The organism is Variovorax paradoxus (assembly GCF_030815855.1).
Lineage (GTDB): Bacteria > Pseudomonadota > Gammaproteobacteria > Burkholderiales > Burkholderiaceae_C > Variovorax > Variovorax paradoxus_M.
In genome coordinates this window covers 5237206-5261575 of sequence record NZ_JAUSXG010000001.1, presented here as the reverse complement: position 1 = coordinate 5261575, position 24370 = coordinate 5237206, and the positions used below count along the sequence as shown (strand labels likewise).

The window sequence follows — 24370 nt, the reverse complement described above, 5'->3', positions numbered from 1 at the left end:
ATGCAGTTCGCCGACTTCCATGCGGGCCAGACCATCGAGGCCGGGCCCTATGTCGTTTCCGAAGCGGAGCTGATCGGGTTCGCGCAAGCGTACGACCCGCAATGGTTTCACACCGATCCCGAGGCCGCGGCGGACAGCGCCTTCGGCGGCCTCATCGCGAGCGGATGGCACACCTGTTCGATCGCCATGCGCCTCGTGGTCGACGCTGCGCTCAAGGGTTCGGAGTCATTCGCCTCGCCGGGGCTCGAACATGTGCGCTGGCCCCATCCCGTGCGGCCCGGCGATGCCTTGCGGCTCGTGGCCGACGTCATCGAGGCGAGGCGCTCCGAGAAACGGCCCACGCTCGGCATCCTGCGGTGGCGCTGGCGGCTCTTCAACCAGCGCGATCTGATGGTGCTCGACATGGAAGTGACAAGCCTTTTCAGGCTCGAAGCGGCCGGCTGACGTCCCATCAAAGAAAAAGCCCGCAACGCGAGCGCTGCGGGCTTCCGAGGCCGTTACGGGCCTCCGGCACTGAAGTGGTTTACTTCGTCACGTCGACCGCGCCCGAGCCCTTGGCCTTGCCGCTGGCCTTCGCCCCGACACCCGACGGCTTCACTGCGCCGCCGGCCGAGCCCACGGCACCGGTCGCGCTGTTCACCGTACCGCCCACGGTGTTCGTGACACCGCCTGCCGCGTTGGTTGCGCCACCCACCGCGTTCGTTGCGCCACCCACGGCGTCCGTGGCACCGCCTACCGTGTTGGTCGCGTTACCCACGGCACCCGTTGCACCGCCGACCACGCCGCCGAGCGTATTGCCCAAGCCGCCCGCAGCGCCGCTGGTACCACCGCCGGCATTGCCGTTGGCAGAGGTACCGGCTGTTGCGGCGGTTCCCGCCTTTGCGCCTGCATTTCCCTGAGCCGGCGCGGTCTTGACCGCACCCGAGGTGTTGACATCGGCATTCACGCCTACACCGACTCCGACGCCTTGTGCCTGTGCAAAGCCGCTCAATGCGAGCAGGCTTGCGAGCAAGGCGCCGGCGACGATGGACTTGTGTTGTTGTTGCTGCTTCATAGGTAACTTTTCCTTTCGATTGAATGGTCGGCTGACCAGAACCGGCTGGGGGCCAGTTCGGTTGCTACCGTGACCACCTCGGCAGTTGTCGCCGTGTGCGAAGGGGCCGCTCACTCGCGTGGGACGCCTCCGTCGGCGAAAAGGGCGGCTCACGCGTTAGGCCCGCGCATTCCGCTCTGCAAAACGGTGCGCAACAAATCAGCAGACGGACGCACGACCGTTTTTCCGGTAGGGCCAATCGATCTCCCTTCCTGCATCCCGCATCTCATGCAACTAATAATGTTGCATGAGAAGAGACGGCAAGCTTTCGGCAGTTCTCCACGTGCTGCTGCACATGGCCGAGACGGACGGGCCCGTCACGTCCGAATCGCTGGCCGTGGCCATGCACACCAACCCGGTCGTGGTGCGGCGGGTCATGTCGGGCCTGCGGCAGGCGGGCTTCGTGAGCTCGGCCAAGGGCCATGGCGGCGGGTGGGTGCTGTCGTGCTCGCCGGCCGCGGTGACGCTGGGCGATATTCACAACGCCGTCGGTTCGCCCGCGCTGCTGGCCATGGGCAACCGCACCGAGAGCCCCGGCTGCGTGGTCGAGCAGGCCGTGAACGCGGCGCTCGACGGCGCATGCCAGGAAGCCGAGGCCTTGCTGCTCAAGCGTTTCAACGGCATCACGCTGGCCGATCTCTCGAAAGACTTTCATCGCCGCATGACGGGCGGCGGCTTCACTCACAAGGACATCGAACATGCGCTATGACGCTCTTGTCGTGGGCGGCAGCTTTGCCGGCCTTTCCGCTGCGATGCAGCTGGCCCGTGCGCGCAGGAAAGTGTGCGTGGTCGATGCGGGTGCGCCGCGCAACCGCTTCGCCGCCGCTTCGCACGGCTTCTTCGGCCAGGACGGCACGCCGCCGCTGAAGATGATTGCCGACGCGCGCGCCAAGCTGCTGGCGTATCCGAACGTCAGCTTCATCGAGGGCAGCGTGGTGGGTGCGCACGCCGATGGAGTGGTCGGATTCACTGCATCGCTGGACAGCGATCGACAGGTATCGGCCGGCAAGCTCGTGCTGGCATTCGGCGTTCAAGACGGCTTTCCGGACATCGCCGGTGTGAGCGAGCGCTGGGGCGCCAGCGTGCTGCACTGTCCTTACTGCCACGGCTACGAATTCAGCGGCCGCAAGCTGGGCGTCCTCATCGAGAGCCCGCATCCGCCGGACCACGCGATGCTGATCGCCGAGTGGGGGCCGGCCACGCTGTTCCTGAACGGCAACCACACGGTCGACGACGAGGCCCGCGCCAAGCTGCAGGCGCGTGGCGTGGCCATCGAGCCGGCGCGCATCGTGGCGCTGGAAGGACCGGGCCAGGAGCTGTCCGCCGTGCGCCTTGAAGGCGGCCGTCTCGTGCCGCTGGACGCGCTGTTCCTGGCGCCGCGCACGCGCCCGGGCAGTCCGCTGGCCGAGCAGCTCGGCTGCGCGTTCGACGACGGCCCGTTCGGCCCGGTGATCCGCACCGACGCGATGAAGATGACCACGGTGCCCGGCGTTTTTGCCGCGGGCGACGTAGCCATGCTGATGCACAACGCCACGCTCGCGTCCGCCGACGGCGTGATGGCGGGGGTGTCGCTGCACAGGTCATTGGTGTTCGAAACCTGACCCCGCCGAAACGGCCCTAAAATCCCTCTATAATTCGACTCCTGAAATGCGGGAATAGCTCAGTTGGTAGAGCGCAACCTTGCCAAGGTTGAGGTCGAGAGTTCGAGACTCTTTTCCCGCTCCACATTTCGTGCAAAAGGCCACCTCACTGGTGGCCTTTTCTTTTGGGCGTCCGTATTCGTCAGCCCCTCGCCGGCAGTACCGTCCCCCGGCTTTCGCCGAAGCCGATGCGCGCATGCCCCGGCTTCTCGCACCAGCCGCGCAGCAACACCGCATCGCCGTCTTCCAGGAAGCCCCGCTGTTCGCCGTTGGCCAGCGTGACCGGGTTTTGCGCGGCACGCGTCAGCTCGATCATGGCGCCCGCTTCTCCCGGACCGGGCCCCGAAATGGTTCCGCTGCCGAACAGGTCGCCCGGGTTCAGGCTGCAGCCGCCCATGGTGTGGTGCGCCACCATCTGCGCCACGCTCCAGTACTGGTGCCTGAAGCTCGTGCGCGACAGGCGGGAAGGGCCGCTCCTGTCGTTGCGTGCTTGATCGCTTTCGAGCCACACCTCCAGCCGGATGTCGATGGCGCCGCTTTCGCGGTTTGCTTCGCTCTCCAGGTAGTCGAGCGGTTGGGGCTCGTTCGCAGGCCGCGTCCAGGCTTGGCGATACGGCGCCAGCGCTTCCATCGTCACGATCCACGGCGAGATGGTGGTCGCGAAGTTCTTCGCGAGGAAGGGCCCGAGCGGCGCCATCTCCCAGAACTGGATGTCGCGCGCCGACCAGTCGTTGAGCAGGCAGATGCCGAAGATGTGCTCTTCCGCATGTGCGAGCGGAATCGGCTCGCCCGCCGCATTGCCATCGCCGATCCACACGCCGAGTTCGAGCTCGTAGTCGAGCCGCGCGCAGGCGTGGTACGTCGGCGCCTTGGCGCCCGGCGCCATCGTCTGCCCCATGGGGCGGTGAAAGCGCTGGCCGCTCACGCCGATGGTCGACACGCGCCCGTGGTACGCCGTGGGAATCCAGCGGAAGTTGGGCGTCACGTCGCCCTCGGGGTTCATCAGACGGCTGATGTTCAGCGCATGGTCGATGGAGGTGTAGAAGTCGGTGTAGTCGCCGATGCGCGCGGGCACCGTGTATTCGACCTCGGCTTGCGGCACGAGGCACTCGCGCACGGCGTGCACTGTGGCAGCAGGCGCATCGTCCCGCAGCAACGCGAACACGGCATGGCGCAGCGCTTGCCATGCGGTGCCGCCGAGCGCGAAAAAATCGTTGAGTGCCGGCAGTGCGGCGGCGCGGCCCGCATCGAGCGCGAGTCCGTCGAGCAGCTGGCGCGCCGAAAGCGCCGCCACGTCGAGCACCTGGTCGCCAATGGCGACGCCGCCGCGAAACGGCTCAGGGCTGCCCGCGCGGCGGAACACCGAGTAGGGCAGGTTCTGGATCGGAAAGTCGGTTCCTGTGGCGTTGGCCGTGTCGACCCAGCTCCTGGCGCCGGCGTCGTGCGTGTGGTTGAGCGCAATCATGGCTGCGGTGTCCCTTGCTTCAGATCGATGCCATCAGCGCATCGTCGAAGATCGCGACCGCGCGCGTCCAGCCCGCCGATGCGCCGCGGATCTTGTGCGGAAAGCAGCTGATGAAGAACCCCGTGGGCGGCAGCACTTCGAGGTTGTGCAGCTTTTCGATGTGGCAGTAGCCGATGTCGCGGCCGACCTTGTGGCCTTCCCAGATCAGCGAGGCGTCGTTCGTTTCGCCGTATTTTTTGGCCGTGTGCACAAAGGGCGCGTCCCAGCTCCATGCGTCGGTGCCCGTAAGGCGCACGCCGCGTTCCAGCAGGTACATGGTGGCTTCGTAGCCCATGCCCGCGCCGGCCGAGACGTAGTCGGAGTGGCCGTAGCGCGAGCCCGCGCGCGTGTTCACCACCACGATCTCCAGTGGGCTCAGCGTGTGGCCGATGCGCTTGAGCTCGGCCTCCACGTCGTCGGCCGTGACCACGTAGCCGTCTGCAAAGTTGCGAAAGTCGAGCTTCACGCCGGGCTGGAAGCACCATTCGAGCGGCACGTCGTGAATGGCGATGGCGGGCTTCTTTTCGCCGAGCGCCTTGTCCATCGTGGAGTGAAAGTGGTAAGGCGCGTCGAGGTGCGTGCCGTTGTGGGTGGACAGTTGCACCAGTTCCACGGCCCAGCCCTCGCCGTCGGGCAGGTCTTCTTTCTTCAAGCCGGGGAAGAAGGGCTCGATCTGCTCGTAGGTCTGCTCGTGCGTGAAGTATTGGATCTTCGGCGCGAAGGCGGGCGGATCGGAAAGCACATCGTTTTCGAGAAAGATCGAGAGGTCGACGAACTTGCGTGGCATGGCGGGGCTCCTTGCAGGGTATTGATGTTGGTGTGAAGAGAATTCAGGGCTGCTGCCAGCGCAGCAGCCGCTTCTCGGCAAAGGCCAGCAGTGCGTTGCTCACAAAGCCGATGAGCCCGAGCAGCACGATGCCGGCAAAAAGATCGCTGGCGCGAAACGCGCGCGCCGCGAGAAGAATGGCCTGGCCCAGGCCACTTTGCGAAGCGATCATTTCGCCCACCACCGCAACGATGAGCGCAATGGTCAGCGCGAGCCGCATGCCCGCCAGGATGTCGGGCATGGCGTTGGGCAGACCCATCTTCCAGATGTACGCGGCGCGCGACATCTGCAGGCAGCGTGCCACTTCCGACAAGCGCGGCTCCACCGCCGCGAAGCCGTGCACCGTCGCCAGCAGCACCGGCCACATGGCGCCGAATGCCACCACGAACAGCACCATGCCGGGGTTCAGGCCGAAGATCGAAATGGCCAGCGGCAGCAGCGCGGACGCGGGCAGGGGGCGAATGAATTCGAGCGTCGGCTGCACCCAGGCGCGCACCGCGGGCGAGACGCCGATGGCGGCGCCGAGCACCACACCGAACAGCGAGGCCAGCAGCCAGCCCTCGACCATGCGGCCGACGGTGGCCTGCGTGAAGGCAAGCAGCTCGCCATGACCCGAGCCGCCCGAGAGGTTGAGTCCTTCGAGCAGGCTCGCGAAGGTGGCTTGCGGTGTCGGCAGGAACACGCGGCTCACCCAGCCTGCATTGCTGGCCACCCACCAGAGCGCAATCAACGCGCACAGCACGGCGAACGAGCCGAGCCAGTTCATCATGCGAAGGCGGCCCTGGGCATTGCCGCTCATGGCTGCACCCCCATGCGCCGCGCGACCACGCGCTGAAGCGCCACCATGCCCGCGTTGACCGCAAAGCCCACCACACCGATCCAGCCGAGCCAAGCGAGCATCAGCGCCGGATCGAAGCTCTGCTGCGCGATCATCATCGCGTAGCCCATGCCGTTGGGGTTGGCCGCAATCTCCACCGTGACGGCCACCACCAGCGCCACCGCCACGCCGAGCCGCAGCGCGACGAACAGGCGCGGCACGATGGCCGGCAGCACGATCTTGAAGGCGCGCTCGCGCGGCGAGAGGCCGAGCACTCGGCTCACTTCGAGCAAGCGCGGTTCGATCTGCTGCACCGCCGACTGCACCAGCACCAGGAGCGGCCAGAAGGTGGCGAAGGCGACGATGGCCAGTTCCATGCGCACGCCGAAGCCGAAGGTCAGCATGGCGAGCGGAATCAGCGCGACCGAGGGCACGGGCCGCAGCACTTCGATGGAAAGCGAACCGAACTGCGCTGCGCGGCGCGAGAGCCCGAGCACCAGGCCGAGGGCGATGCCGAGCGCCGCGCCCAGCAGCAGGCCGAGCGCGGCCGTGCCGAGCGTGAAGCCCGTGGCCTGCCAGAGCGAACCATCGAGCGCCGCACCCACAAAGGCCTTGGCCGCGGCAGTCGGCGGCGCGAGCGCGTCGCTGCCCAGCGCCGCCGCACGCCGCGCATACCACTCGAACGCGCCGACGAGCAGCGCAGGAAATACCCACGGCCGCACCCAACGAAGCAGGCGGCTTTCAGTCATGGCCCTGCTCGATGAAGGCGAAGAGCTCGCGCCGCAGCCGCAGGTATTCCGGATGCTCCTTGGTCGTGAGCTGGTCGCGCGGTCGCGGAATCTTCACGTCGATCATTCGCGCCAGGCTGGGCCGCCCCGGCCCGGGATTGGCCTGCAGCGCGATCACGCGGTCGCCGAGGTAGATGGCTTCTTCGAGGTCATGCGTGACGAACAGCACCGTGAGCCCGTCGTCGCGCACCAGCCGCGCCAGTTCGTCCTGGAGGCTCTGGCGCGTGAGCGCATCGAGCGCGCCGAAGGGCTCGTCCATCATCATGAGTTCGGGCTTCTGCGCCAGGCAGCGGGCAATCTGCGCACGCTGCTGCATGCCGCCAGAAAGCTGCACGGGAAATTTCTGCGCGTGCTTTGCAAGCCCCACCTTGCCCAGCACGTTGGCGATGCGCGGCGCACGCTCCGCCGCAGGCACGCCGGCGGCTTCGAGCGCAAGGCTCACGTTGCCTTCTACCGTGCGCCACGGCAGCAGCGCGCGGCCGTAGTCCTGGAACACGAAGGCCACTTCGCGGGAGGGCTCGGTCATCTTCACGCCGTTGCGGCGCACTTCGCCGGCGCTCGCGGTAACGAGGCCGCTGGCCGCGCGCAGCAGCGTGGTCTTGCCGCAGCCGCTCGGGCCGACGATGCAGACGAACTCGCCGCGCGCCACGTCGAACGAGGTGGGTGACAGGATCTCCCGCCCGCCGAGCCGGATCGCGACGCCGTCGAAGCGAAGAAAATCGGCGGCAGCGTTCACTTGGCGATCAGCTTCGCGACGTCGATGGGCGTCTTCAGCATGTCCTGGTCCTTCATCAGGCCGACCCAGTAGCCCAGCTGCTTCTCGTTCACCATGGCGCCCGGCGGTGAGATCTGGATCTTCGCGAGCACCTCGGGCGGCAGCTTGATGTACTTGCCGATGGCGGCGCGCACCTTGGCATCGTTCTTCGGCTGCTGCATGAAGGCGGCGGCTTCGACCAGCGATTCGCGGAACGCGCGCGCGGCGGCCGGGTTCTTCGCCACCCATTCGCGCCTGGCCGCGTGCACGATGGTCTGGTTGTTCTCCGGCAGAAACGTGGAGTAGTACGACGCCACGTAGCCCGCGCCGCTTTCGGTGATGCGGCTCATGAACGGGTCGGCGGACACCACGGCGTCGACCGAACCGCCGCGCAGCAGGTCGGCATGCTGCGGGAACGAGGCCTCGATGAAATTGACCTTGCGGTAGTCCACGCCGCTGTCCTTGAGCCATGCCCGAAACGTCACATGCAGGAACGCGCCGAGCCCGGGCACGCCGATCTTCTTGCCCACGCAGTCCTGCGGCCCCTTGATGCCCGAGCCGGCGCGCGCCACCAGGCCGAAGCCCGTGATCGTCTTCGACGTGAGTCCGCCGCCCGCGACCAGCACGAGGTCGAGTCCGCCGTCGACCGCCTGCAGGAACACCGAGGGGGTGGGCCCGCCGATCTGCAGCGAGTCGGACTGAAGCGCCGCGGGAATGGTCGAGTTGAGCGGAATGAACTTGAGCTCCACCTCGAGATTGCGCTTCCTGAAATAGCCCTCTTCGGCCGCCACGAAGACCGAGGCGAAGTCGGACACGGCGGTGTAGCCGAACACGATCTTCGGATTCGATTGCGCGCGCGAAGGCAGGGCCGTGGCGGCCGATGCCGCGGCCAGCACCGACAGCAGGGTTCGTCGTTTCATCATGTCTTTCGTCTCCTGGAGGTGGTTTTCTTTGGTGGGGCTTTCGGCCGCGGCAGCGCGGCGCGCAGCCCGCCGACGATGAAGTTCACCAGCATCGGCGCCACGGCCGGATCGCTGCGCTGGTTCTCTCCGCGCGAAAGCCGCTCGATGCGGCTGTCGTTCAGGTGGTGCAGCAATGCACCGAGCGAGAACTGGTAGCCCCAGGCCGCCTGGCCGCGCGTGGCATGCGGCAGCGCGACATGCAGCGCGTCGATATACGCCTCGGCCAACGGATCGAAGTAGCCGCGCAGCACGCGGTCGGCTTCCTCGGTGGCGTGATAGAGCTCGCGCGCCACCAGCAGCGCGTAGTACTCGCCCTCGGCGCTCGCGCGCAGCGCCAGCACCGGCCCGGTGAAGGCCTCGATGATGCGCGGCAGCGTGCGCGCGTCGTCGGGATCGTTGTTCACCGCCTTGAGGCCTGCGAGCCGCTCCTCGATGCTATGGCTCCAGTGCTCGAAGATGGCATGGAAGAGCTCGTGCTTCGGGCCGAAGTAGTAGCCCACCAGCGCGAGCGGAACGCCCGCTTCCTCGGCGATCTGGCGAATGGTGACCGCGTGATAGCCGTGCTGCGCAAAGAGCTTTTCCGCCGCCAGCAGGATCGCGTGGCGCCGGTCGGGCCGGGCCGCTTCGGCGGTGATCGCCGCGGCCCGGTGGACGCTGCGTTTGACGGGCGGGGTACGGGCGTTCATCGAGCGTATTGAACGTCTGTACAAAACTATTGAACACGCGTACAAACCCTGAGGTCAACCCCGATTGAGCGGCATCGAATGCGGCATTACGCTCGGACCATGCCCGCTCCCAACATTCCCCAGATTCGCCTCTACCAGAACTGGCTGCGCGACCAGCGCGGCCTGTCGTTCGACACCTACGACGCGCTGTGGCGCTGGTCCGTGACCGACCTGGACGCCTTCTGGCAGAGCATCTGGGACTACACCGGCATGCAGTCGCCCACGCCCCACACCGCGGTGCTCGCTGAATCGCGCATGCCCGGCGCCAAGTGGTTTCCAGGCGCACAGGTCAACTACGCGCGCGAGGTGCTGCGCCACGCCGATGCGGCGCATGCGGCCGGCATGCTCGCCATCGTGAGCGACAACGAGCTCGGCGAAGTGCGCGAGATGTCATGGCCCGAGCTGCGCCGGCAGGTCGCCTCGGTCGCGCTCACGCTCAAGTCGCTCGGCGTGCGGCGCGGCGACCGCGTGGCCGCCTACATGCCCAACGTGCCCGAAACCATGGTCGCGTTTCTTGCGTGTTCGAGCATCGGCGCGGTGTGGAGCGTGTGCGCACCCGACATGGGCACGGCCGCCGTGGTCGACCGCTTCCGCCAGATCGAGCCCACGCTGCTGATCGCCGCCGATGGCGTGCACTACGGCGCCAAGCCCATCGACCGCAGCGCGGTGGTGCAGGAACTGCGCGGCGCATTGCCCAGCGTGCAGAAGCTGCTGCTGCTCAGAACGCCGCATGCCGCGCAACAGCTCGCCGCCGATGTCGACTGGCAAGGCGTCATCGCGCGCAGCGACCCCGAGGTGGCGGCCTTCGAACCCGAGTGGCTGCCCTTCGACCATCCGATCTGGATCGTCTACTCGAGCGGCACCACCGGCCTGCCCAAGCCCATCGTGCACGGGCAGGGCGGGATCATCATGACGATGTATGCCTGCGGCCTGCACAACGACATCGGCGCGAGCCACGGCGCCAACAACTTCGGCGAGCGCTTTCACTGGTACAGCTCGACCGGATGGGTCATGTGGAACTGCCAGCTCGCGGGCCTGGCCTTCGGCGCCACCATCGTCATCTACGACGGCCATCCGGCCGGCAGCAAGGAGAAGCCCGACTGGGCCGTGCTGTGGCGCTTCGTCGCCAAGCACCGTATCACCTTCTTCGGCGCCGGCGCGGCCTACTTCACCAACTGCATGAAGGCCGGCGTGGTCGCGGCCGAGTGCGGCGACCTGTCGCGCGTGCGCGCGCTCGGCAGCACCGGCTCGCCGCTGTCGGAAGACGTGCAGCGCTGGGGCACGGCGCAGCTGCGCGCCGCGGGTGCCGACAGCGTGTGGTGGTGCAACATTTCGGGCGGTACCGACTTCTGCGGCGCCTTCGTCGGCGGCAACCGCGAGCTGCCCGAAGTGCCCGGACAGATGCAGTGCCGCCAGATCGGCCACGCGGTGGAGGCATGGAACGAAGGCGGCCAGCCCGTCATCGGCGAAGTGGGCGAGCTGGTCTGCACGCGGCCCATTCCGTCGATGCCACTGTATTTCTGGGGTGACGAAGGCAATGCGCGCTACCTGTCGAGCTACTTCGACACCTACCCCGGCGTGTGGCGACACGGCGACTGGATCAAGATCGGCGAGGACGGCGGCTGCATCATCTACGGCCGCAGCGACGCCACCATCAACCGCCAGGGCCTGCGCATGGGCACCAGCGAAATCTACAGCGCCGTCGAGGGGCTGCCCGACGTGCTCGACTCGATGGTGGTCGATCTCGAATACCTCGGCCGCGAAAGCTACATGCCACTGTTCGTGGTGCTGCGCCCCGGCGTGGCGCTCGACGATGCCATGCGTGCAAAGATCAACAACGCGATCAAGACCTCGCTCTCGCCGCGCTTTGCGCCCAACGACATCTTTCAGGTGGCCGAGATTCCGCGCACGCTCTCGGGCAAGAAGCAGGAGCTGCCGATCAAGAAGCTGCTGCTGGGCCAGCCGATCGAAAAAGTGGTCAACCGCGAGGCCATGGCCAACCCCGGCAGCCTTGACTGGTACGTGGCCTTTGCCGCGCGGCGAGCGGCTCAGGCCAGCAGCTCGTAGAGCACCATGCGCGTCTGCCGGCCGCGCAGTTCGGCCTGTTCCTCGATGCGGCGCGTGGGCAGCCGCCCGCCGAGCGCCTCGAACGTGGCTTCCGACACCAGGGTCTGCGTGCCCAGTTGCTTGTTGATGCCCTCGATGCGGCTCGCCACGTTGATCGCGTCGCCAAAGGCGGTGTAGGACAGCCGGTCGTTCGACCCGAGCACGCCCGCGATCACCACGCCCGTGTGAATGCCGATGCGCGTGCGGAATTCAGGCAGGCCTTCGGCGTGCCATTTGCGATTGAGATCACCCATCTCGGCATGCAGCTGAAGGGCCGCCGTGCAGGCCTGGTATTCCGCGTCGTGCAGGTCTGCCGGCGCGCCCCACAGCACCATGATGCCGTCGCCGATGAACTTGTCGATCACGCCGCCGTGCTGCGCGAACACGCGCGCCGCAAGGTTGAAGTACTCGGTCAGCATGCCCACCAGCACATCGGCATCGAGCGATTCGGAGATGCGGGTAAAGCCCTCGACGTCGGTGAACATCACGGTGATGCGCCGCGGCGAGCCGCTGGGTGCCAGCGCGTGCCCTTCGGCGATGAGCCGGTTGATCACGTCCACCGGCACGAACTTGCTGAAGGCCTTCAGGCTGCGCGCCGATTCGTCCAGCGCCTGGTCCAGGTGCTGGATCTCGAGCACCCGGCTCGGCTCGCGCGGCAGGTTGTCGAGTTCCAGCAAACCGATGCGCCGCGCAATGCGCGACAGGTTCTCGACCGGCGATGTCACCAGCTTCGAGAGCCGCAGCGACAAGAGCAGCGTTGCCACCAGGAACAGCACCGCCAGCAGCAGGCCCCACAGCACGGCGCGCCGCAGGCCGCCAAGCACCATGTCTTCGGGCACCCAGCTGACCAGCTGCCAGCCGGTGGACGGGATGCGCGAGGTCTGCACCAGGTAGCGCTTGCCTTCGAAGGCGATGGAAAAACTGGTGTCGAGCGGTCCCGTTGCAAGGCCGTCGGCAACCATGTGCTCGTGCAGTGCGCCGAGCACCCCACCCTTCGCCGGCGCCAGTTCGCGGACCACGCCCGGAACGTCGCTGCGGGCAAGCACTTGATACTCGCTACTCAGCAAGGCGCTGTTCCCCTGGCCGCTGCTGCTGCTGAAGAGGCGCACGAATTCGGACAGCCGCCCCAGCGACACGTCGCCCGCGACGACCATGGCACGGTCGTTGCCTTCGGCCTGGCTGCGCTTGATTGGCAGCGCATACGTCACGCCCAGTTCCTGCGCCGCGGCAAAAACGTAGGGCTGTGTCCAGACCGGCCCCTTGGCCTCGCGAGCCTGCACATACCAGCTGCGCTGCGTCGGGTCGTAGCTGCTGCGGTAGGCCTCGATGCGCGTCGTGCCGTAGCGTTGCCGCACGTCGCCCGGCGCGTTCGATGCCGGCTTGTACTGCCACGTCTCCGTGGTGAACGACGGCCCGCGCGAAATCTGCCGCACTGCCAGCGCGGGGTAGCGCAATACCATGAGCATCTGGCCGTCGTCATCGGCCACGTACGTGCTGTCGAGCTCGGGGGATTGTTGAAGCAGCGTCCACAGCAACTCGGCGGTCTGGCCCGCGGTGTCGCCCGTGGGACGCAGGTTGGGCGAGTCGCTGATCGCGCCCACCACCGATTCGGTCTTTGCCAAAAAGGCCAGCACCTTGTCTTCGGTGCGGTCGTGGTTTGCCTTCTGGGCCGATTGGCCGATGCTGGAGACCAGGCGCTGCGAGCCCCAGTAGCCCAGCGCCACCAGCACCAACGACTGGCTCAGGGCGACGGCGCTGACGACGGTGCCCACGTCCACCCTGAAGCGGCGCGGCTTGCGATACGGGCCCGGGGGCCTTGGCGGTGTTGGTGTTGTCTCCACAAAAGCAAAAGACGGGTGCGCCGTCGAGGAATGCAGCGGTCATTTTGCGTTGAGTGCACTAACAAGTGTCAACCTAAGTGTGCATTGCGCTACTAACGCACCGAAGTATTCCTCCGCGGTGCGAAGGATTTCGTGGCCGCCGCAACAGCTTCAGCGTTGCGAGGCGCCATGCGCGTCAGCGCGCATCGTGAAAAATGATGCCCAGCGTGTGCCGCCGCCCGGAGCGCACGCGGCTCACGCCGTGCCGCATGGTCACGCGGTAGGTGCCGCGCGTACCCGCCACCGGCCGCTGGTTGACTGCGAAGATCACCGCCTCGCCTTGCGCGAGCGACACCACCTCGGCGCGCGACTGCATGCGCGGCCGTTGCTCGGTGAGCACGAATTCGCCGCCGGTGAAGTCTTCGCCCGGCCGGCTCAGCAGCACCGTGAGCTGCAGCGGAAACTGCAGGTCGCCGTACAGGTCCTGGTGCAGGCAGTTGTAGTCGCCCTCTTCGTAGCGAAGCAGCAGCGGCGTGGGGCGCAACTGGCCCGCCGCATGGCAGCGCGCGAGATAAGAGGCGTGCTCCACCGGGTAGTCGGCCGGCTGGCCCATGGCCGCGGCCCATGCATTCGCGAAGGGTGCGAGGCGCTCGTACAGCGCGCTGCGCCATGCCGCGATCGAGAGAGGGAGCGGGTTGGCGAAGTACTGGTACTCGCCCTGGCCGAAGCCGTGGCGCTGCATCACCACGCGGCTGCGGAAATGGCCGGCCTGGTCATAGAGCGCGGCCAGCGCGCGGCATTCCTCCGGATCGAAGAGCACTCCCGTGGTTGCGCAGCCGCGCGTGGCCAGGTCTGTTTCGATGCGGGGCCAGTCGAGGGCGTCGACTTTTCTTGCGGGCGCCGGAGAAGCAGCAGGAGCGAGAGAGGTTTGCATGCCGCCAGTGTCCTGCCGGCGCAGCGGCGGCGCTCGCCGTTTCCGGACACGATTTCCGGCGTGCTTACCCGCCACCTACAGCCACTTGCCGCTGCCCGTCGGCATCTGGATATTCGTCGCCGGGTCGCTGCCGCTCACGAGCGCGCCGATCGCAATGCTCAGCAGCGAGATGAAGATGCTCGCGAAGAAGGCGGTCCAGAAGCCCGAGAGCTTGAACCCGCGCACCAGCGCCGCCACCAGCATGATCATCAGCGCGTTGATCACCAGCAGGAAGAGGCCGAAGGTCAGCAGTGTCAGCGGCAGCGTGAGCACGATCAGGAGCGGCTTGACCACGGCATTCGCCAGGCCGAGCAGCAGGGCCGAGATCACCAGCGCGGAAGTGCTCTCGAACTTGAGGCCGCGGAAGATGAGGCTTGCGATCCACAGCGCCAGCGCTGTGATGGCCCAGTGCACGAGAAAGGGAGCGAGGTTGTTCAGCATGGTGTGAGAGGCGGAAGACGGTCCGCGCGGTGATGCGGACCATCATATCGGCGGCGGCTCAGGATGAGTCGCGCCGTGCCTCGGCCAGCAGCCAGTCGCTGAAGAATTTCAGCAGCGGCCGCTGGTCGGCGCGCTCGGGCGTCACGAGGTAGTAGTTGCGTTCGCCCGAAAGCGGCCGCGCGCAGGCCACCACCAGTTCGCCGCGCGCAAGCTCGTCGGCCACCAGCATGGTCGGCATCAGCGCCACGCCCAGGCCGTGCGATGCGGCCGCGGCCAGGATCGAGAACAGCTCGTAGCGCGGGCCGCCGCGCGCATGGGGCGCGTCGATCTGCTGCGCGTCGAACCATTGGCGCCAGCCGTCGGGGCGCGTGCTTTGCTGCAGCAGCGGCATCTGCGCGATGGCCGCGGGCGACACCGGCTTGCCCTTGCGTCCGTTCGACTGCAGAAGCGAAGGGCTGCACACCGGCACCACGTCTTCGTGCATCAGCATGAGTGCGCGCGTGCCGGCCCAGTTCTCGACCTGCGCGGGCGTGCCGGCATACAGCGCCGCGTCGAACTCCGCATCGGCAAAAAGAAAGGGACGCGTGCGCGTCTCGATGTGCACCACCACGTCGGGCTGCAGCGTCGCGAAACCCTTCAGGCGCGGCATCAGCCAGCGGGTCGCAAAGGTGGGCACGGCCGCCAGCGCGAGCGAGCCGCCTTCGCCCTGGTGCGCCATGGCGTCGAGCGTGTCGCGCTCCATGGCCTCGAGCCGCTTGGTGATCTGCCGCGCATAGGCCGCGCCGCTCGCGGTGAGTGCCACGCCGTGCCGCGTGCGGCGGAACAGCGCCACGCCCAGGAAGGCTTCGAGCGTGCCGATCTGGCGCGACACCGCACTCTGGGTGAGCGCGAGTTCCTGCGCGGCACGCGTGTAGCTCTCGTGGCGCGCGGCGGCGTCGAAGCACACGAGGGTCTGCAGGGGCGGGATCTTGCGGCGCATGTATGCCGCGAGTGTATGACTGGAAAAGCATGCTCACCAATGAAAATGCCCTGACAACGTCCTGCAAGACATTCTTCATCCGCATATCTGGGTGAGGATTCATCGTTTGCACCCGACCCCTCGCGTGGCTAGGATCGACCCATTCCTCTCGTTTTTCTCTTTTTCCCCTATTCCGGAGACAGCACATGGCCGCCAAAGCGCAATTCCACTGGGACGATCCTCTTCTTCTCGACCAGCAACTGACCGACGAAGAACGCATGATCCGCGACGCGGCCAATGCCTATTGCCAGGAGCGCCTGGCGCCCCGCGTCATCGAGGGTTTCCGCAGCGGTGAAACCGACCCCGCCATCTTTCGTGAAATGGGCGCGCTCGGCCTGCTCGGCCCGACGATTCCCGAGCAGTACGGCGGCCCCGGCCTCAACTACGTGGCCTATGGCCTGATCGCCCGCGAAGTCGAGCGCGTCGATTCGGGCTACCGCTCGATGGCCAGCGTGCAGAGCTCGCTCGTGATGGTGCCCATCTTCGAATTCGGCACCGAGGCGCAAAAACAGAAGTTCCTGCCCAAGCTCGCCACCGGCGAATGGATCGGCTGCTTCGGCCTGACCGAACCCGACCACGGCTCCGACCCGGGCAGCATGGTCACGCGCGCCAAGAAGGTGCCGGGCGGCTATTCGCTCAGCGGCGCCAAGATGTGGATCAGCAACTCGCCCATCGCCGACGTGTTCGTGGTGTGGGCCAAGGAAGTCAGCGAGAGCGGCACCGTGGGCCCGATCCGCGGCTTTGTGCTCGAGAAGGGCATGAAGGGCCTCAGCGCTCCGGCCATTCACGGCAAGGTCGGCCTGCGCGCCAGCATCACCGGCGAGATCGTGATGGACGGCGTGTTCTGCCCCGAGGAAAACGCGTTTCCGGAAGTGCAAGGCTTGAAGGGTCCCTTCACCTGCCTGAACAGCGCGCGCTACGGCATCTCTTGGGGCGCCATCGGTGCGGCCGAAGACTGCTGGCACCGCGCCCGCCAGTACACGCTGGACCGCAAGCAGTTCGGTCGCCCGCTCGCCGCCAACCAGCTGATCCAGAAGAAGCTGGCCGACATGCAGACCGAGATCACGCTGGGCCTGCAAGGCAGCCTGCGCCTGGGCCGCATGAAAGACGAAGGCACGGCCTCGGTCGAGATCACCTCGATCATGAAGCGCAACAACTGCGGCAAGGCCCTCGACATCGCCCGCCTGGCACGCGACATGATGGGCGGCAACGGCATCAGCGACGAGTTCGGCGTGGCGCGCCACCTTGTGAACCTCGAAGTGGTGAACACCTACGAAGGCACGCACGACATCCACGCGCTGATCCTGGGCCGTGCCATCACCGGCATTGCTGCTTTTGCGAACTGAGAGCGAATGACCAACAAGCCCGCAGCACTCGACGGCATCAAGGTCCTCGATCTGTCCCGCGTGCTCGCGGGCCCGTGGTGCACGCAGATCCTCGCGGACCTGGGCGCCGACGTCATCAAGATCGAGCGTCCCGGCGTCGGCGACGACACGCGCACCTGGGGCCCGCCCTTCATCAAGGATGCGAACGGCAACGACACCGACCAGGCCAGCTACTTCACCGCCTGCAACCGCAACAAGCGTTCGGTCACGGTCGACATGGCCACGCCCGACGGGCAGGCGCTGCTGCAGCGGATGGCGGCGCAGGCCGACATCGTGGTGGAGAACTTCAAGACCGGCGGCCTCAAGCAATACGGCCTCGACCACGAGAGCCTGCGCGCGGCCAACCCGCGCCTCATCTACTGCAGCGTGACCGGATTCGGCCATGACGGCCCGTATGCCGAGCGCGCGGGCTACGACCTGATGATCCAGGCCATGACCGGCATGATGAGCATCACCGGCCGTCCCGACGACTTGCCTGGCGGGGGTCCGCTGCGCGTGGGCGTGGCGCTCACCGACCTGTTCACCGGCGTCTATGCAAGCACCGCCATCCTCGCGGCGCTGCAGGTGCGGGGCCGCACGGGTGAAGGCCAGCACATCGACATGGCGCTGCTCGACGTGGGCATGGCCATCCTCGCCAACCAGGCGAGCGCGTTCCTCAACACCGGCCACGCGCCCGAGCGACAGGGCAACACGCACCCGAGCCTCGCGCCGTATCAAGACTTCCCGACGCTCGATGGGTCGATGCTGCTGGCCATCGGCAACAACGGCCAGTTCGCGCGTTTTTGCGAAGCGTCCGGGCATGCCGAGTGGGCGGCCGACGCGCGCTTTGCGAGCAACACGCTGCGCGTGAAGCACCGCGGCGTGCTCATTCCGATGATGGAAGCGCTCACGCGCACGCGCACCACCGCCGACTGGGTCACGCTGCTAGAAGACAAGGCCGTGCCCTGCGGCCCGATCAATGACATTGCGCAGGCTTTCGACGATGCGCAGGTCAAGTCGCGCGGCCTCGTCGTCACGTTGCCGCGCGACGCGGGCGACGGCATCGAAAGCATCACCGGCGTGGCGAGCCCGCTGCGCCTCACGGCCACGCCGCCGGTCTTACGCCATGCGCCGCCCGCGCTCGGGCAGCACACGCGCGAAGTGCTGGCCGAGTTCGGCATCGACGCCGCACGCTTCGAGGCACTGCGCTCGGCCGGCGTGGTCTGACGAAGTAGGGCGAGCCATGGCGGACCCGATGCGCAGCCCACCGTTCTCAGTGCTGCGCATCGACCATGTCGTGCTGCGCGTGAAAGACGTCGAGCAGTCGATCGCCTTCTACCGTGACGTGCTCGGCTGTGCGGTCGAGAAGCGCCGCGACGATCTGGGGCTCGTGCACCTGCGCGCCGGCACCAGTCTCATCGACCTGGTCACACACGACGGTCCGCTCGGCAAGCAGGGCGGCGCCCTGGCCGGCAAGGAAGGCCGCAACGTCGATCACCTCTGCCTGCGCATCGAGCCCTTCGACGAGGCGGCCATTCGCGCGTTGATGGCGCGCCACGGCGTGCCGGTGAACGGCGACGTGCAGAACAACTTCGGCGCCGAGGGCAATGGGCCTTCGATCTACATTACCGACCCCGACGGCAACAGCGTCGAACTCAAGGGAGCGGCGGGCTGATTCTGTGTCTCCTGCTTGCCGCGGTTTTAGGGTCGGCGCTGCTGTTCGTTCAGGGCGACGCTCACGCCGACGGCGTACTCTGCTCCGCGAATGTCCCCCGCTTCGCTCCTCCTTTATTTCGCTGCGCAGAGCACACCATCGACGTGAGCGTTGTGCGCGTCGGTCGTTGATCAGCGGTGCACCATCAGCGCCCCCAGGTGCACAGGGCATCGGGTGCTCCGCGCAGCGAAATAAAGGAGGAGGGGCGCAGCCCCGGGGGACATTCGCGGAGGGGAGTACCCGGTGTCCTGTGCACACGCCCCGAATGCATCCGCCTTCGAGTCCGTTCCCGTCGGACAAAGCAAACGCGAAGCTGGTGACGTACCTCGACCAGCGCTCCGCCCGTTGGCTTCGTGGAGAATCAGCGTGCGCCATCGCGCACACAACGATTCTTCAAGGGAGCTTTTCAATGTCCGAACATTCATCTGCCGCGCGTGTCACCGCGCGACTTTCTCTCGCCATGTCCGCGCTGGCCGTCGCCACACTGCTGGCCGCCTGCGGCTCGCGCCAACCGGCCACACCCGAGCCACCACCCGCGACCGCCACGCCGCGCAACAGCGTCGTCATGCCCGCCATCGCCTACGGCACCACCACCAAGGGCGTGCAACTGTCGAAGGCCGACGATGCGTGCGATGTGCCTGCCTCGCTGCGGCAAGCCGTGCAGGATCAGTTGCTTGAACCCTACGAATTTCTGCTCACGCCGCCGGCACCCGCCAACGCGCAGGCCGCGCCCATGCTGAAGCTGGAAATTACCGACTTGCTGGCAAACGCGGGCGGCCTCTACGGCGGCCCCAAGATCGTTCAGCTGCGCGGCACGCTGGAGCGCCAGGGCGATGCGCCCGCGAAGTTCACCGCGCAGCGCCAGATGTTCATCTACTTCGGCATGCCGCGCAGCACCTGCAGCATGGTCGGCGTCGTGACCTACAAGCTGGGCGAGGACATCGCGCAATGGCTGCTGAAGCCGGTGGACGGCGCGGTGCTCGGCGAGCACTGACGATCGATTCTCTGCCTGGAGCCCTTCTACGTGATCCATAGGGCCACGTGGGGGTGCCTTTGGTCGGGGCGGCGCTCGCGCCGATGGCCTGTGCACACGCCCCGGAACAGACCGCATACCGTTCCTCGCGCTTTACCCAACAGGCCCCTAGCCGGCGCGCCCGACGATTGCAACGCCGAACACCACCACACCGAGCGCGAGGTTCAGGCTCACCAGCTTGCGAACCATGTCGAGCCGACCGGCCGCCACGGGCCACGCGCTCTCGTTCACTGCGCGCCGCAGCGCCCTGAAGACCGACGCGCGGATGTACACATAGATGCCCGCCATCACGATGGCGATGCCCATCATCGCCTCGACGCGCCAGTGCACGCCGCGGAAACCGCCCATCAGCAGAATCATGGCCACGCCGGTCACGAACAGCAGCGTGACCGCCGCATCCACGCCGACGAAGAAGCGCCGCAGCGCCGCGGCCATGGTGCGCAAGCGCAGCGGTGGCTCCAGCGTGGCGACGGCGGCGGGGCGCACCGCGAAGTGCAGCGTGGCCATGCCACCGACCCAGAAGGCGGCGGCGAGAAGATGGATGAAGAGCAATATGGCGTGGGGCATGGGAGCCGATCAGAACACCGAACGGTGCGAGCGCGCAATCTTCGCGTCGTTGCGTTAAAACTCCATCCTTCGCATCACCCAAGAAAGAAAGACGAGGCTTCGATGACCCGCACCATCGCGCAGAAGCGCGCCGACTTCCGTGCCCTCCACGCGCAGGGCTGCTTCGTCATTCCCAACCCTTGGGACACAGGCAGCGCGCGCTACCTGCAAGGCCTCGGGTTCAAGGCGCTGGCCACCACCAGCTCGGGCCATGCCTGGTCCCAAGGCCTGGCCGACGGCGCGCAATCGCGCGAGACCGTGCTCGCCCACCTGCGCGACATGGTGGCCGCCACCGACCTGCCGGTGAATGCGGACTTCGAGAACGGCTTTGCGGCCGATGCCCGAGGCGTGGCGGAAAGCGTGCGGCTTGCCGTCGAGACCGGCGTGGCGGGCCTGTCGATCGAAGACTCGACGGGCGATGCGGCGAACCCGCTGTTCGCGATCGACGTGGCGGTGGAGCGGCTTCGCGCTGCGCGCGGCGCCATCGACGCGGCCGGCGGCGACACGCTGCTGGTGGGCCGGGCCGAGAATTTCTTTGTCGGCCGCCCCGACCTCGACGACGCCATCGCCCGCCTGAAGGCCTACGCCGAGGCCGGTGCCGACTGCCTCTATGCGCCCGGCATCCGCACGCGCGAGCAGATCGCGGCGGTGGTCGCCGCGGTGGCGCCCAAACCGGTCAACCTGCTGATCGGCTGGGCCAGCGACCTCACGATGCGGGACATTGCCGAACTCGGCGTGCGGCGGGTCAGCGTGGGCGGTGCGCTCGCACGCTCGGCCTGGGGCGGCTTCGACCGCGCCGCGCGCGCGCTCGCCGAGCAGGGGCGCTTCAATGGCTTCGAAGGCGCGGCCTCGGGGGCCGATCTCAATGGGTTCTTCGCTCCCTTCTCCGAATAGCGCGCCCGCGGGCGCCGTGGACGCGCTGCTGGCGGAAATCCGCAGCTGCACCGCCTGCGCCGCGCATCTGCCGCTGGGCCCGCGGCCGGTGGTGCAGGCCAGCGCCACGGCCCGGCTGCTCATCGTCGGCCAGGCGCCGAGCATGACCGTGCACGCCACGGGCGTGCCATGGAACGACAAGAGCGGCGAACAGCTGCGCCGCTGGCTCGGCATCGACCGCGAGGTGTTCTACGACGCCACGCGCGTCGCGATCATGCCGATGGGCTATTGCTACCCGGGACGCGGCACCAGCGGCGACCTGCCGCCGCGCCGGGAGTGCGCCGAGCTCTGGCATGCGCGCCTGCTGGCGCAGATGAAGCAGGTCGAGCTCACTCTGCTGATCGGCCAGTATGCGCAGCGCCACTTCCTGGGCGCGGCGCGCAAGGCCGGCGTGACCGAGACCGTCCAAGCCTTTGCGCACTACGCGCCGCGTTTCATTCCACTGCCGCACCCGTCGCCGCGCAACACGGGCTGGTTCAAGCACAACCCGTGGTTCGAGCGCGATGTGCTGCCGGTGCTGCGCGAACGCGTGCGTGGGGTCCTCGCGCCGTCTTACGGCGCCACGGCGACCGAGGTGCCCGCCGCCTCGAAGGGCCGCGCGGCATAGACGACGCGCCCGCCCACCACCGTCATCAGCGAGACCGTCTTGCCGATGCGCTCGACTGGCACCGAGAAGAAGTCCTGGTCGAGGATCGCGAAGTCCGCGAGCTTGCCGACTTCCAGCGTGCCGCGTTTCGCCTCATCGAAGCTGAACCACGCGCTGCCCGCCGTATAGAGCCGCAGCGCCTGTTCGCGCGTGGGCGTTTCCTCGGCGCCGCGCATGGCCTTGCCGCTCACGGTCTTGCCGTCGAGCATCCATTGCAGCGCGACGAAGGGGTTGTACGAAGCCACGCGATGCGCGTCGGTGCCGGCGCCCACGTTCACGCCCGCACGCAGCGCGGTGCCGATGGGCGGCATGCGGCGTGCCGCATCGCCGCGCGTCGCCATCGCGCGGTCGCCCTGGAAGTACATCGCGTCCTGCATCGTCCAGCCGATGCCCAGCGCCTTCATGCGCGCGAGCGTCTCGGGCGAGGCGTCGTCCAGGTGCGCGATCGACCAGCGCAGGTCGCGGATCGGAACCTCGGCGTTCAGCCGCTCGTACAGCCCAAGCAGGTGATCGACCGAGCCGTTCTCCTGCCAGTGGATGGTGACCGCGAGCTTGCGCGTCGCCGCCCACTTGATCAGTTCGTAGAACTTCTCCTTCGCCGCCGCGTCGGGGAAATTGTTGTTGTACATCGCGAGCGTCACGCGTTCGCCGATGCCGTTGAACTTCAGCATGTCGTCGCCGAAGCCCATCGGCAGCATCTGCGTCAGCTCGCGAAACTCCTGCAGCTCGGCGCCGGGCTTCTGCGCGAACACGCTGTAGGCCAGGCGCAGCGTCAGCGCCTTCTCGCGCCACAGCTCGAACAGCGCCGCGTACTGCGAAGGCGCGATGCTGAAGCCGCCCGGGTCCACCAGGCCGGTGAGACCCAGGCGGTTGAGCTCGGTGAAGAAGGCGCGCGTGCCGGCCAGGTTGTCCTCGTAGGTCGGCTTGGGCAGCTTGTCGAACAGGGCCGAGATGCCGACGATGTCGCCGGTCATCCAGCCCGGAGCGCCGTCGGGCGCCGGCTTCATGCCGGCCGGCAGCGTGCCCGCGGGAACGCCGAGCGCTTCGAGCGCCTTGGGCGTCATCGCCACGGCCTCGTAGAAGAGCTGCACGTACACCGGGTGGTTCGGCGCGGCCTCCTGCAGCTCGGCCACGGTGGGGCGGCGGCGTTCGGCGAACTGCTGCTCGGTCCAGCCGCCCGCCACGATCAGCCAGCCGCCGGGCCGCGCGCGGGCCGCCGCGGCGCGGATGCGCGCCATGGCCTCGTCGATGGTGCCGGCGCCGATCCAGTTGACCTCGGTCGAATAGCTCAGCGCCGCGCGCACCGCGTGCATGTGCGAATCGATGAGGCCCGGAATCAGCGTGCGTCCGCCGGCATCCACCATGCGCGTGGCCGGGCCCGAGAGCGCGCGCATCTGCGCGGCATTGCCGACGGCCACGATGCGACCGTCGCGCACGGCCAGCGCCTGCGCGGTGGTGGAGCTTGCGTCGAGCGTGGCGATCTTCGCGTGGGTCACGATCAGGTCGGCCGGCTGCGCCCGTGCGGCAAGCGGCGGCAGCAGCAACGATGCGGCGGCCGCGGCCGCCGTGAGGAATGTGCGCCACATGGTCAGTCGACCTTGATGCTCGCGGCCTTGACCACTTGCTGCGCCTTGGCCGTTTCGTCGCTGATGAACTTGTTGAACTGCGCCGACGGCATCGTGAAGGGCTCGGCGCCGAGCTTGTCCAGGCGTTCCTTCAGTTCGGGCGAGGCCATGATCTTCGCGACCTCGGCTTGCAGGCGGTCGACCACCGGTTGCGGCGTCTTCGCGGGTGCGAAGAGCCCGACCCAGAACAGGTACTCGGAACCCGGCACGCCGGCTTCCGCCGTGGTGGGTGCCTCGGGCAGGGCCGGCGAGCGCTTCGCGGTGCCCACCGCCAGCGCCTGCAGCTTGCCGCTCTTGATGAGCGGCAGCGCCGACACCATCGGCGCGAAGAACCAGTCGACGCGCCCGGCCATCACTTCGGTCATGGCCTCGGGCGTGCCGCGGAAAGGCACGTGCTGCGCATCGAGCCCGGCCGCGAGGCGGAACACCTCGGCATTCATGTGCGTGGCCGAACCATTGCCCGCGGAGCCGTAGTTGAAGCCGCCCGGCCTGGCCTTCACTTTCGCCACGAGATCCTGCACGTTCGCGAAGTGCGAAGGCGCGGTCACCAGCACGTTGGGCAGGCTCGCCATCGGCGTGATGCCGGTGAAGTCCTTGATCGTGTCGTACGACAGGCCCTTGTAGATCCATGGGTTCACGAGGTGCCCCGCCGAATGCACCAGCAGCGTGTAGCCGTCAGCCGGCGACTTGGCCGCGATGGCCGCGCCGAGCGTGCCGCCCGCGCCGGGTTTGTTGTCCACCACCACGCTCGTGCCGAGCGCGGGCCCGAGCTTCTCGGCCACGAGCCGCGCAACGATGTCGGTGCCGCTGCCGGCCGTGAAGGGCACCACCAGCTTGATGGTTTGCGTGCCCGGCCATGCGTTTTGCGCTTGCGCGCCGCCGAGCGTGCAGGCCGCGAGCGCCACGGCCATGGTTGCGAGAGCCTGCCGGCGGCTCCAGGGGAATGTCTTCTTCATGCGTCTTGTCTCCGTTGATTTGTTTG

General features: G+C 67.5%; 25 protein-coding genes and 1 tRNA gene. 11 read left to right on the top strand and 15 right to left on the bottom strand.

Features of this window, described 5'->3' with window-relative positions; all coding sequences use genetic code 11:
- Positions 1–444 carry a MaoC family dehydratase gene (locus QFZ42_RS24985; protein WP_307703555.1) on the top strand — a complete coding sequence of 148 codons (444 nt, stop codon included), beginning with the start codon at positions 1–3 and terminating at the stop codon, positions 442–444.
- Positions 445–523: 79 nt separating this feature from the next.
- Here the strand turns inward: QFZ42_RS24985 and QFZ42_RS24980 are convergent, their stop codons facing one another.
- Positions 524–1054, bottom strand: a complete 531-nt coding sequence (locus tag QFZ42_RS24980) for an adhesin (RefSeq protein WP_307703554.1) — start codon at positions 1052–1054, stop codon at positions 524–526.
- Between the two features lie 286 nt (positions 1055–1340).
- On the opposite strand from QFZ42_RS24980, the gene QFZ42_RS24975 reads away from it, so the two are divergent.
- From QFZ42_RS24975 to QFZ42_RS24965, 3 genes are all read left to right on the top strand, one after another.
- The gene (locus tag QFZ42_RS24975) at positions 1341–1802 is read left to right on the top strand and encodes an RrF2 family transcriptional regulator (protein WP_307703553.1); all 462 of its coding nucleotides are present in this window, start codon (positions 1341–1343) and stop codon (positions 1800–1802) included.
- On the top strand, positions 1792–2694 hold the full coding sequence (locus tag QFZ42_RS24970; RefSeq protein ID WP_307703552.1) for an NAD(P)/FAD-dependent oxidoreductase: 903 nt from the start codon (positions 1792–1794) through the stop codon (positions 2692–2694). The genes QFZ42_RS24975 and QFZ42_RS24970 overlap by 11 nt, the downstream gene beginning before the upstream one ends.
- Positions 2695–2742: 48 nt before the next feature.
- A tRNA-Gly gene (locus tag QFZ42_RS24965) sits at positions 2743–2818 on the top strand.
- A gap of 57 nt (positions 2819–2875) precedes the next feature.
- On the opposite strand, the gene fahA is transcribed toward QFZ42_RS24965, so the two are convergent.
- Genes fahA through QFZ42_RS24930 form a run of 7 tightly spaced genes read right to left on the bottom strand, consistent with a single transcriptional unit; the run spans position 2876 to position 9070 of the window.
- Positions 2876–4198 (bottom strand): fumarylacetoacetase, encoded by a 1323-nt coding sequence (fahA, locus tag QFZ42_RS24960; protein ID WP_307703551.1) that lies wholly within the window; start codon positions 4196–4198, stop codon positions 2876–2878.
- Between the two features lie 19 nt (positions 4199–4217).
- Positions 4218–5024 carry a cyclase family protein gene (locus QFZ42_RS24955; protein WP_307703550.1) on the bottom strand — a complete coding sequence of 269 codons (807 nt, stop codon included), beginning with the start codon at positions 5022–5024 and terminating at the stop codon, positions 4218–4220.
- A gap of 43 nt (positions 5025–5067) precedes the next feature.
- The gene (locus tag QFZ42_RS24950; protein ID WP_307703549.1) at positions 5068–5862 is read right to left on the bottom strand and encodes an ABC transporter permease; all 795 of its coding nucleotides are present in this window, start codon (positions 5860–5862) and stop codon (positions 5068–5070) included.
- Positions 5859–6629 (bottom strand): ABC transporter permease, encoded by a 771-nt coding sequence (locus tag QFZ42_RS24945; RefSeq protein WP_307703548.1) that lies wholly within the window; start codon positions 6627–6629, stop codon positions 5859–5861. Before QFZ42_RS24945 ends, QFZ42_RS24950 begins: the two co-directional genes overlap by 4 nt.
- Positions 6622–7404 carry an ABC transporter ATP-binding protein gene (locus QFZ42_RS24940; RefSeq protein WP_307703547.1) on the bottom strand — a complete coding sequence of 261 codons (783 nt, stop codon included), beginning with the start codon at positions 7402–7404 and terminating at the stop codon, positions 6622–6624. The genes QFZ42_RS24945 and QFZ42_RS24940 overlap by 8 nt, the downstream gene beginning before the upstream one ends.
- Positions 7401–8345, bottom strand: a complete 945-nt coding sequence (locus QFZ42_RS24935; protein ID WP_307703546.1) for an ABC transporter substrate-binding protein — start codon at positions 8343–8345, stop codon at positions 7401–7403. The genes QFZ42_RS24940 and QFZ42_RS24935 overlap by 4 nt, the downstream gene beginning before the upstream one ends.
- On the bottom strand, positions 8342–9070 hold the full coding sequence (locus tag QFZ42_RS24930) for a TetR/AcrR family transcriptional regulator (RefSeq protein ID WP_307703545.1): 729 nt from the start codon (positions 9068–9070) through the stop codon (positions 8342–8344). The genes QFZ42_RS24935 and QFZ42_RS24930 overlap by 4 nt, the downstream gene beginning before the upstream one ends.
- A gap of 99 nt (positions 9071–9169) precedes the next feature.
- Here QFZ42_RS24930 and QFZ42_RS24925 point away from each other — a divergent pair, with 99 nt between their 5' ends.
- Complete coding sequence (locus tag QFZ42_RS24925) at positions 9170–11176, top strand: acetoacetate--CoA ligase (protein WP_307703544.1); 2007 nt, start codon at positions 9170–9172, stop codon at positions 11174–11176.
- On the opposite strand, the gene QFZ42_RS24920 is transcribed toward QFZ42_RS24925, so the two are convergent.
- From QFZ42_RS24920 to QFZ42_RS24905, 4 genes are all read right to left on the bottom strand, one after another.
- Complete coding sequence (locus QFZ42_RS24920; protein WP_307703543.1) at positions 11158–12987, bottom strand: adenylate/guanylate cyclase domain-containing protein; 1830 nt, start codon at positions 12985–12987, stop codon at positions 11158–11160. The two genes, QFZ42_RS24925 and QFZ42_RS24920, sit on opposite strands and share 19 nt — an antisense overlap.
- Before the next feature lie 244 nt (positions 12988–13231).
- Positions 13232–13969 carry a 2OG-Fe(II) oxygenase gene (locus QFZ42_RS24915; protein WP_307703542.1) on the bottom strand — a complete coding sequence of 246 codons (738 nt, stop codon included), beginning with the start codon at positions 13967–13969 and terminating at the stop codon, positions 13232–13234.
- Between the two features lie 75 nt (positions 13970–14044).
- Positions 14045–14449, bottom strand: a complete 405-nt coding sequence (locus tag QFZ42_RS24910) for a phage holin family protein (RefSeq protein ID WP_307703541.1) — start codon at positions 14447–14449, stop codon at positions 14045–14047.
- A 58-nt stretch (positions 14450–14507) separates the two neighbouring features.
- Entirely contained in the window at positions 14508–15428 is a 921-nt protein-coding gene (locus QFZ42_RS24905) for a LysR substrate-binding domain-containing protein (protein ID WP_307703540.1), read from the bottom strand.
- A 185-nt stretch (positions 15429–15613) separates the two neighbouring features.
- On the opposite strand from QFZ42_RS24905, the gene QFZ42_RS24900 reads away from it, so the two are divergent.
- From QFZ42_RS24900 to QFZ42_RS24885, 4 genes are all read left to right on the top strand, one after another.
- Positions 15614–16813 (top strand): acyl-CoA dehydrogenase, encoded by a 1200-nt coding sequence (locus QFZ42_RS24900; RefSeq protein WP_257862889.1) that lies wholly within the window; start codon positions 15614–15616, stop codon positions 16811–16813.
- 6 nt (positions 16814–16819) lie between these two features.
- On the top strand, positions 16820–18058 hold the full coding sequence (locus QFZ42_RS24895) for a CaiB/BaiF CoA transferase family protein (RefSeq protein WP_307703539.1): 1239 nt from the start codon (positions 16820–16822) through the stop codon (positions 18056–18058).
- Positions 18059–18074: 16 nt separating this feature from the next.
- Positions 18075–18506, top strand: a complete 432-nt coding sequence (locus QFZ42_RS24890) for a VOC family protein (protein WP_307703538.1) — start codon at positions 18075–18077, stop codon at positions 18504–18506.
- A gap of 448 nt (positions 18507–18954) precedes the next feature.
- Positions 18955–19539: a hypothetical protein gene (locus QFZ42_RS24885; protein WP_307703537.1), complete on the top strand. Its 585-nt coding sequence runs from the start codon at positions 18955–18957 to the stop codon at positions 19537–19539.
- Between the two features lie 147 nt (positions 19540–19686).
- Here the strand turns inward: QFZ42_RS24885 and QFZ42_RS24880 are convergent, their stop codons facing one another.
- The gene (locus QFZ42_RS24880; protein WP_307703536.1) at positions 19687–20145 is read right to left on the bottom strand and encodes a CopD family protein; all 459 of its coding nucleotides are present in this window, start codon (positions 20143–20145) and stop codon (positions 19687–19689) included.
- Between the two features lie 102 nt (positions 20146–20247).
- Here QFZ42_RS24880 and QFZ42_RS24875 point away from each other — a divergent pair, with 102 nt between their 5' ends.
- Positions 20248–21078, top strand: a complete 831-nt coding sequence (locus tag QFZ42_RS24875) for an isocitrate lyase/PEP mutase family protein (protein ID WP_307703535.1) — start codon at positions 20248–20250, stop codon at positions 21076–21078.
- Positions 21050–21724 carry a uracil-DNA glycosylase family protein gene (locus tag QFZ42_RS24870; protein WP_307703534.1) on the top strand — a complete coding sequence of 225 codons (675 nt, stop codon included), beginning with the start codon at positions 21050–21052 and terminating at the stop codon, positions 21722–21724. The genes QFZ42_RS24875 and QFZ42_RS24870 overlap by 29 nt, the downstream gene beginning before the upstream one ends.
- On the opposite strand, the gene QFZ42_RS24865 is transcribed toward QFZ42_RS24870, so the two are convergent.
- Together QFZ42_RS24865 and QFZ42_RS24860 are read right to left on the bottom strand one after the other, a co-directional pair.
- The gene (locus tag QFZ42_RS24865) at positions 21670–23349 is read right to left on the bottom strand and encodes an amidohydrolase (protein ID WP_307703533.1); all 1680 of its coding nucleotides are present in this window, start codon (positions 23347–23349) and stop codon (positions 21670–21672) included. The genes QFZ42_RS24870 and QFZ42_RS24865 overlap by 55 nt on opposite strands.
- Positions 23350–23351: 2 nt before the next feature.
- Positions 23352–24344 carry a Bug family tripartite tricarboxylate transporter substrate binding protein gene (locus tag QFZ42_RS24860; RefSeq protein WP_307703532.1) on the bottom strand — a complete coding sequence of 331 codons (993 nt, stop codon included), beginning with the start codon at positions 24342–24344 and terminating at the stop codon, positions 23352–23354.
- Positions 24345–24370 lie beyond the last annotated feature (26 nt).